This is a genomic window from Paenibacillus sp. FJAT-27812 (assembly GCF_001273905.1).
Lineage (GTDB): Bacteria > Bacillota > Bacilli > Paenibacillales > Paenibacillaceae > Pristimantibacillus.
Genome location: NZ_LIGH01000001.1, coordinates 3,376,786 through 3,385,123, shown reverse-complemented (window position 1 = coordinate 3,385,123; position 8,338 = coordinate 3,376,786). Strand labels below are relative to the sequence as shown.

Annotated in this window: 7 protein-coding genes; 1 reads left to right on the top strand and 6 read right to left on the bottom strand. The window is 49.1% G+C overall.

Annotated elements, in window-relative coordinates:
- On the top strand, nt 1–174 hold a 174-nt coding region (locus tag ADU23_RS32115), incomplete at its 5' end, for an IS3 family transposase (RefSeq protein ID WP_157266115.1).
- 86 nt (nt 175–260) lie between these two features.
- Here ADU23_RS32115 and ADU23_RS14220 read toward each other — a convergent pair.
- The 6 genes from ADU23_RS14220 to gatA all read right to left on the bottom strand — a co-directional run bounded on the left by ADU23_RS14220 (nt 261) and on the right by gatA (nt 8,331).
- Nucleotides 261–1,985, bottom strand: coding sequence for a glycosyl hydrolase family 18 protein (locus ADU23_RS14220; protein ID WP_157266135.1), 1,725 nt, complete (start codon nt 1,983–1,985; stop codon nt 261–263).
- Nucleotides 1,986–2,102: 117 nt separating this feature from the next.
- Complete coding sequence (gene perR, locus ADU23_RS14215; RefSeq protein WP_053374338.1) at nt 2,103–2,537, bottom strand: peroxide-responsive transcriptional repressor PerR; 435 nt, start codon at nt 2,535–2,537, stop codon at nt 2,103–2,105.
- 75 nt (nt 2,538–2,612) lie between these two features.
- Nucleotides 2,613–4,562, bottom strand: coding sequence for a DUF4097 family beta strand repeat-containing protein (locus ADU23_RS14210; RefSeq protein ID WP_053374337.1), 1,950 nt, complete (start codon nt 4,560–4,562; stop codon nt 2,613–2,615).
- Complete coding sequence (locus tag ADU23_RS14205) at nt 4,544–5,251, bottom strand: MgtC/SapB family protein (protein WP_053374336.1); 708 nt, start codon at nt 5,249–5,251, stop codon at nt 4,544–4,546. The genes ADU23_RS14210 and ADU23_RS14205 overlap by 19 nt, the downstream gene beginning before the upstream one ends.
- Before the next feature lie 146 nt (nt 5,252–5,397).
- Nucleotides 5,398–6,837 carry an Asp-tRNA(Asn)/Glu-tRNA(Gln) amidotransferase subunit GatB gene (gatB, locus tag ADU23_RS14200; protein ID WP_053374335.1) on the bottom strand — a complete coding sequence of 480 codons (1,440 nt, stop codon included), beginning with the start codon at nt 6,835–6,837 and terminating at the stop codon, nt 5,398–5,400.
- Between the two features lie 36 nt (nt 6,838–6,873).
- Nucleotides 6,874–8,331, bottom strand: a complete 1,458-nt coding sequence (gene gatA, locus ADU23_RS14195; RefSeq protein WP_053374334.1) for an Asp-tRNA(Asn)/Glu-tRNA(Gln) amidotransferase subunit GatA — start codon at nt 8,329–8,331, stop codon at nt 6,874–6,876.
- Between the last annotated feature and the right edge of the window lie 7 nt (nt 8,332–8,338).

Genomic DNA, 8,338 nt, shown 5'->3' with positions numbered 1-8,338 from the left:
GAGAGCTTCTTCTCGCATTTGAAGACAGAAGCACTCTACCCTTATGATATTCGATCTGTAGAAGAAGCACAAAGCCGAATTGAAGAATATATACACTTTTACAACAACAAGCGTCCGCAAAGAAAACTAAACAAGCTGGCTCCGATTCAGTACCGGCTCCAGCTTGTTAGGTAGGGTCTTTTATTCAGTGTCCGCTATATGGGGTCTTGACCAATGATCACTCATGCGAAGAGGGCTTTTCTTTGTTTATTATTCATGTATTATGGCTTCAATTTTATAGCATCATCAATGGTTTTCCAGATGGCTGGCGTTTGGAACGCACGCTGCCATGTCGCAACGCCGGCTAAGTCATATTTGCGCGCTAATGCGACCCGTGCCTTCAACGATACTTCATCCTCAATCCAAATTCGCTTGCGTGCTCCATCTTCCGTATACTCCACATAATTTTGACCTGCCGCAGCGTCAAACACTGGCTTTAGCTTCTTCGTGCTTATTATTTCCTTGATCCGCTCCATGCCTACCGCTTTTGATGAGACATCTATCTTCCCATCCTCGCCTTTCTTCTCTGTCCAGATCCGGGTATAGAGCGGCATGCTGAGCATAAGCTTCCGGGCAGGAACGCCGTCCTCCTGCATAATACGCAGAAGCGAGCTCTCCGTCCAAGGCAAGGATGCGACCGAACCGGATTTCGGGCTAGCCGCCCAATGCTCGTCATACGCCATTACCATCATATAGTCGACAATTCCGCCTAATGCTGGGCGGTCAAGAAACAGCGACCACATCTCGCTATTCGATTTTGGCGTTACATCCACCGATACAACCAAACCCTGTTCATGCAGGAGAGGGGTTAGCTCACGAACAAACTGCACGAAGTTTGCTTTATCGGACGTATGAACATTTTCGAAATCAAGATTGATCCCTTGCAAGCCATATACTTCAGCAAATCCGATCAGCTGCTGGATCATCGAGAACCGCGTCTCTGCACTTGCCAAAGCCTTCGTCGTACGATCCGGCTCAAAATCATTGCTGAAAAGCGCCCAAATCTGCATCCCTTGATCATGCGCCCATTTTACATACGCGGGGTCGGCCTTGCCTTTAATTGTCCCTTTGTCGTCTGCAAGTGCAAACCAGGTTGGACTAACGACGTTTACGCCCGGCATAGGGCTAATTTTAGTCGTGTCGATTTTTCGTTCGTACACGGCTTCCCACGTCATGTTGATTTTGTTGCCGAGCACCTTCCAGGCTATAAATGCCGGCTCCTTCTTCGCTTCAGGCATTTGGTCGATCGCCGTTAGCTTTACGTCTTTTTTGTTAATGAAGCCCGTCAATCCGTCGCTGCTTTGGACAAGAAGCCAGCCGGACTGCTCCTCCCAAATTCTAACCGTCTGCGCCGCCGGCAGCTTATTTATATATGGAGCTCGAATAGTCGGCTCGGTTCGGATGGCTGTCCCTTTTTTCGGCGTAACCTCCGCTAATTGAACGGTGTCCCCTGCAGACAGCAGCGTTACGTTGCCCGATTGCTGATCAAATTCCACCTGTAAGCCGTAAAGTTCCTTTAATGGCTCCGCAGGTATATATACCGTTTCATTAGAGGTTTCTGCGGCAATCGTCAAATTGTACGGCTTCCGGTTAATCGTTGCCGTTAAAGAATCGGTCTTTAGATGAAGCACTTTATTTGCTGTTGTCAAAATAATAGAGCCGGAATCCGGCTCGTACCGGATAGGCTTGTCCTCTCCCAGCACTTGCTGAAGCGCGGCGAGCGGAAGCTTTACTTCATTATTTTCGATAATGGCTCCTTGCTTTGCCTCTATCCCATGTATGATGATCGGATGCTCCGACTGATAGGGCGGTTCAACCTTTTCATTATTCGGAATAAAACGCATATAGCCGTACCAGCAAAAAACGGCTGCCATCGCTGCAATAAATAAAAACATGAGTCCCCGAAATCCCCGGTTGCCTCTTCGGCGGGGCGCTCGGTTGTACATCGTTTCCAAATGCTCACTCTCCTGTTCAATGCTTGTCTGCAATCATTCATGATAATAAAAAACGTGCTGATTAGCGTTAAGTCGCTTCCCGGCACGTTCTTATAGGCTTAACGCCATTTATTTCGCTGATGTGGTATTACATGTCGAGCAAACGCCGTATATTTCCATCCGGTGCCCCTCAACCACGAAGCCCGTCACTCGTGACGCTGCACGCTCTACTTCAAGCAGCGGCGGATAATCAAAGTCGACGATAGAACCGCAATTTTTGCAAATGGCATGGTAATGATCGGATAAATCCGAATCAAAACGGCTAGAATCATCGCCATATGTCAGCTCACGCACTAATCCAGCTTCTACAAATAAACGCAGATTGTTATATATGGTAGCTACGCTCATGCTCGGGTATGTTGGAGAGAGCGCTTTATAAATTTCATCTGCAGTCGGATGAGACATCGAGTCCATCAAGTAGCTTAATATGGCGTGACGTTGCGGGGTCATTCGGACGCCATTCATCTTCAGTTGCTCCAGTGCTAAGTTAACGCTGGCTCCCATTCCCCTCACGCCTTTCCTAAGTAGTTACAACTATTGTACGTTCTATTTTAAGAGTTTGTCAATGAAAGCGCCTTTTTAGGAGAGCCCAAACTGTTTAATCGTTATGCTGTTCGTTGCATTTATCTGGATCCGGAAAGTGCCCTCGCCTATTGTGCCTCTTATCGTTTTCTTACTTACCTCTAGCGGAAGCTCGGTCGTAATATTACCGAAAGTTACCGATCCGTAAACGGTGAAATCTCCGTCCTGCGGCATGGCTAGCTTCACTTCGCCAACGGAGCTGTCCAAATCCCAGACGCCGCCAACCGTAGCACTGCTTAGCTCGATGCTGCCATTTAGGGTGTCTGCTTTCACAGAAGCACCGGCACCGTCCATTTTGATTTTACCGTTTTTGGTTTCCGCTTGAATGTCTCCATCGATCTGCTTAATTTCCAAGCTGCCGTTTAACGTATTCGCAAACAGCTTGCCCTGAATCGACTCAGCCGCGATCGTGCCGTTCTTCGTCTCAATGCTGCTGTCTCCGGTTATGCTGCTGATATGGATATCGCCGTTATTTCCTTTGACGGAAACCGAGCCATTAATGTTGCTGACGGTAATAATCCCGCTGCTGCTCCGAATATCGAGACCTCCCGGCAGCGCCAATGCTTTTACTTCAACAGGACCGTTATCTGATTCGACCTTCATTTTCAAAACCGGCTGCTCCTCTTGCGTATCTTCCGGAATTTCTGGCGTTTGTTCCGGCTCATCCGATGGATTATTGCCTGTATTGCCCGGAGCCCCCGTTGCCAGCTCCAAGCTTGCATCCTGCGCGGTTCCAGAAGTCAACGGCATTTCTGATTGCACAGCGTCAGCTCCGTCAATAGGCTGTTCGGAGTCCAAAGGCACGGGCGTATCCGAAGGCACATCTTCCGCTTTGAACTGATCCGACAACGACATCGGCACCGTGATGACCATATTCATTCTAGGCTTTCTGCTTCCGTTTGCCCCGTATGATTGCCCCTTTACTTCAAGCGTCACCTCCGTGCCTGGATTAATTTTTACCGTCGATTGCTCCGCTATGGCATCTGCTTCCGTCTTGTCGGTTAAATCAACCCATACCGCTGTCAAAAGCTCAATTTCCTGCACGTCGCCCGAACGAACCGTTACTTGTCCATTCGGATTTACGATGCGTATAAGAGAAGCTGCTTCATCGAGCGGCACCTTAATGATTGCTTTGTCATAACGAAAGCCCTTCTCTTCACCGTAATCCGCCGTTCCGTTCAGATCGACATTGAATTGATCCAGCCAGCGAAAAGGAATGTCCGCGTATTGGGTAACCACATAAGCAGTGAGTGTAATGACTAACGCAATCATTCCTCCTGCAACGTCGAGCCTCAGCTTCTTTTCCGCTCCTTTAAATTTCACGCTGAATAAGATCACTTCAACGCCTAATAATATAAATATGACCGGCCACCATTGTCCAAGTAGCGAAATATCATTTTTCCCTTGGATTTGATCCCACAGCAGCAGCGCCCCAACAGTCAGGACAAGCACCGCTGCCGTAAAACGACCTAGCTTAAACATAGATACCGATCCTTTCCGCGAACGCAGCTGCAAGATGATCGCTGCAATAATTATAATGGGACCTACGCAAAGCTCCGCAAGCTCATTCATCCATGGCAAGATGGCATGCGGAGGCTTTACCAAAATAAGCATAATAGCCCCCGCTGCCAAAATAATAAAGCCAAGCGTGCGATTTAATGCGACGGGGCTATGATCCTCCGCTTCCGTACTTTGCAAGGAATCAAAGACGCTTATGAAATAAAAAACAGGAAGCATAATGCCCAAATAAACAATTAATAGCAAATGCCTGCCGCCATCTGAATCCGCTAGTCTAACGATCGCTGTCAGATCCAGCAGAAAGGCGGTAATTAACAGCAAACCCTTTGGGTGCTGCCCCGTATACATATGGCCAGCGCCTGGCAATGCGAAGGCGAGCATTACGGTGAGCAGTCTGTTTTTAGTCCGATTTATTCTGAGCTGACCCAACGTACACCCTCCAAATGCTTTATTTTATCAAGCAGCATAAGCAGTTTTTCTGATTTTGGCAATGTAATGTAGATCTGAAGCATAATCTGTCCGACATCCCCCTCGTCCTCGCACTCCTCCAAGAGCATTTTTCGAATGACGATTTTCTGGTCAGTCAGCAATCCATTGATATCGAGTAAAGCTTGAGATAAATTGTTGGATTTTATTTTGAGCAAATGCTCCTTTTTCGCGCTAATATACCTTTTCTCTAACTTATTAAACGCCCAAAGTGTAACTAAAACCATTATCGTTGCCGTAGCGGACGCAAAATAGAAGCCGGCTCCGACAGCAAGCCCGATCGCGGATACGACCCATAAGGACGCCGCGGTCGTTAACCCTGTGATTGATTTGCCCGTAAATAATATCGTACCAGCGCCAAGGAAACCAATGCCGGTAATTACCGCAGCGGCAAGACGCGCAGGGTCAACTCTAACGTTCGGCTCATCTACAAATGAAGCAAAACCATACATGGATAGCAGCATGAGCAGGCATGAGCCCAAACAAACCAATATGTTAGTCCGGAGTCCTGCCGCATGATTCGACTGCTCGCGCTCAAATCCGACAAGGCCGCCTAGCAGCAGGGCAAGGAGCAGTCTTAATAAAATGTGCAGCTCACTAATGTACCAGGGATTATGAAGTTCATTTGCCATAGAAGATCCCGACCTTTCTATACTAGCTATTGTAACATAATTGTATGCGGCTGCTAGAACATACAGGTCTCCTGTCCTTGGCGTCGGCCAAAAAGAAAAACGCGGCTCATCTTCACGATGAACCGCGTCTTTGCATGCGACTGCAATTATTTCAAGCGCTCAACAAGCAGCTTATTTACAAGCGCAGGATTTGCTTTCCCTTTGGATTCCTTCATAATCTGTCCAACGAGGAAGCCAATCGCTTTTTCTTTGCCCGCTCTGTAATCTTCAACCGATTGCGGATTCGCTTCTACGATCTGATTCACTATCGCTTGAATCGCGCCTTCATCGCTAATTTGAACGAGCCCTTGCTCCTCAACGATCTGCTGCGGCAGCTTGCCCGATTCCAGCATAGCTTTGAATACGGTTTTGGCGATTTTTCCGTTGATCGTGCCTTTCTCAAGCAAGCCGATCATCTCGCCAAGACCTTGTCCGGTTATTTTTACATCGGAAATTTCCTGGCCGTTCGCATTCAGGTAGCCTAGGAGATCGCCCATGATCCAGTTTGAAACGGTTTTGGCATCCTTCGTGTAAGAAAGGCTTTCCTCGAAGAAATCCGCAAGCTTCTTGGATGAAGTAATAACCTCAGCATCGTAAGAAGGCAAACTGTAGTCGTTTGTATATCTCGCTTTGCGAGCGTCCGGCAGCTCTGGAATCGTAGCACGGATGCTCTGCTTCCATTCTTCGCTGATGTGCAGCGATACAAGATCCGGGTCCGGGAAGTAGCGATAATCATGTGCTTCTTCCTTGCCGCGCATGGAGAACGATTTGCCAAGCGCATCGTCGAAGCGACGAGTCTCTTGGATAACTTCGCCACCGGAATCGAGAATTTCAGCTTGGCGGAATTGCTCGTACTCAAGGCCGCGCTGTACGCCGCGGAAGGAGTTCATGTTTTTGAGCTCGGCACGCGTTCCGAATTCCTTCTGTCCGTAAGGACGGAGGCTTATGTTGGCATCGCAGCGCAAGCTTCCCTCTTCCATCTTCACGTCAGACACATCGCAATACTGCATGATCGCTTTGATTTTCTCCAAGTAAGCTTTCGCTTCCTCAGGCGTGCGAATATCCGGCTCGGATACGATCTCGATAAGCGGCGTACCGACACGGTTGAAATCGACTAGCGATGCATATCCGCCGTCAACGTGCGTAAGCTTGCCCGCATCCTCTTCAAGATGAAGCCTAGTGATGCCGATGCGCTTCACTTCGCCGTTCACTTCGATTTCGATCCAGCCATGCTCGCCGATCGGTTGATCGAATTGCGAAATTTGGTATGCCTTCGGCGAATCCGGGTAGAAATAGTTTTTACGGTCAAACTTGCTGATGTCGGCAATTTGGCAGTTAAGCGCCATAGCCGCTTTCATCGCGTATTCAACCGCTTGGCGGTTCAATACCGGCAAAACGCCGGGATGTCCAAGACATACTGGACAGGTATGGGTATTCGGCGGCGCGCCGAAAGCCGTAGAGCAGCCGCAAAAGATTTTACTATTCGTATGCAGCTCCACATGGACTTCCAGCCCGACAACCGTCTCGTATTTGTTCGGTTCAGACATTCGTATCGATCCCTTCGTAAACGTATATATGACCGCTTATAGCTGCGGACGTTGTTTATGATGCTCCGTGTGCTGCTCGAACGCATGAGCGGCGCGCAGCACCGTCGATTCGTCGAACGCCTTCCCGATAATTTGCAAGCCGATCGGCAAGCCGTCAGCCGTACCGCACGGCACGCTTATAGCAGGAACGCCCGCCAAGCTTACCGGTATCGTACAAATATCGTTTAAATACATCGTTAACGGATCGCCAACCTGCTCTCCAATACGGAACGCCGGTGTCGGAGCCGTAGGCCCGATGATTAGATCATATTGGCTAAACACTTGGTCAAAATCTTGCTTGATCAGTGTCCGCACCTTCTGTGCTTTTAAGTAATAAGCATCATAGTATCCGGAGCTAAGCGCATACGTACCAAGCATAATCCGGCGTTTCACTTCGGGGCCAAAGCCCTCGCTGCGAGACTTTTTGTACAAATCGATCAAATTGGCCGGGTTGTCCGCACGAACGCCGTAGCGTACGCCGTCAAAACGGGCCAAGTTCGATGAAGCTTCCGAGGAAGCGAGCAGGTAATAGGTAGCGATCGCATAATCCGTATGCGGAAGCGAAACCTCTTCCCATGTCGCGCCAAGCGATTCATATACCGACAATGCTTTGAGCACCGCTTCTTTGACGCGAGGGTCAATACCCGCTCCGAGGTATTCCTTAGGAACGCCGATGCGCAGCCCTTTAACATCGCCAGTCAATGCTGACGTATAGTCCGGAATTTCCACGTTTGCAGATGTCGAATCGCCTGCATCGTAGCCTGCAATAGCTTGCAGCACGTAAGCGGAATCTTCTACGTTTTTGGTAAGCGGGCCGATCTGGTCAAGGGATGACGCGAAAGCGACTAGGCCAAAGCGCGAAACAAGTCCGTACGTCGGCTTCAAGCCCACGATTCCGCAATACGCTGCCGGCTGACGAATCGAGCCGCCTGTGTCGGAGCCAAGGGAGAAGTACACTTGACCCGCAGCAACAGACGCCGCGGAGCCGCCGCTTGAGCCGCCGGGCACATAATCCGTATTCCAAGGATTGCGTGTTGGATAGTAGCTTGAGTTCTCGTTCGAGCCGCCCATAGCGAATTCATCCATATTCAGCTTGCCAATCGTAACCGATTGAGCCGCTTTAAGTTTACTTACTACTGTAGCGTCATAAATTGGATTGTGATTGCTTAGAAATTGGCTCGCGCAAGTCGTAAGCAGCCCTTCCGTCACAATATTGTCCTTCACACCCGCCGGCAAGCCAAACAGCAAACCACGTTCGCCGCCCTCTTGCAATTGCTTGTCCAGCTCGAAAGCCTGCAAGCGCGCATTCTCTTCATTCAATGTAATAAAAGCCTGGATAGCAGGCTCGGTCTCTGCAATTCTCGCATATGATGCGCTAACCAGCTCAGAAACAGACAGTTCCTTATTGTTAAGCTTGTTATGTACATCCTGCAGGCGCAAATCAAACAGTGCCAACAGTAGT

Bases quoted from the DNA above. Each gene is read 5' to 3' on its own strand.
- gatB (WP_053374335.1), bottom strand. From the start codon at position 6,837: ATGTCTGAACCGAACAAATACGAGACGGTTGTCGGGCTGGAAGTCCAT.
- ADU23_RS14205 (WP_053374336.1), bottom strand. From the start codon at position 5,251: ATGGCAAATGAACTTCATAATCCCTGGTACATTAGTGAGCTGCACATT.
- perR (WP_053374338.1), bottom strand. From the start codon at position 2,537: ATGGGAGCCAGCGTTAACTTAGCACTGGAGCAACTGAAGATGAATGGC.
- ADU23_RS14220 (WP_157266135.1), bottom strand. From the start codon at position 1,985: ATGTACAACCGAGCGCCCCGCCGAAGAGGCAACCGGGGATTTCGGGGA.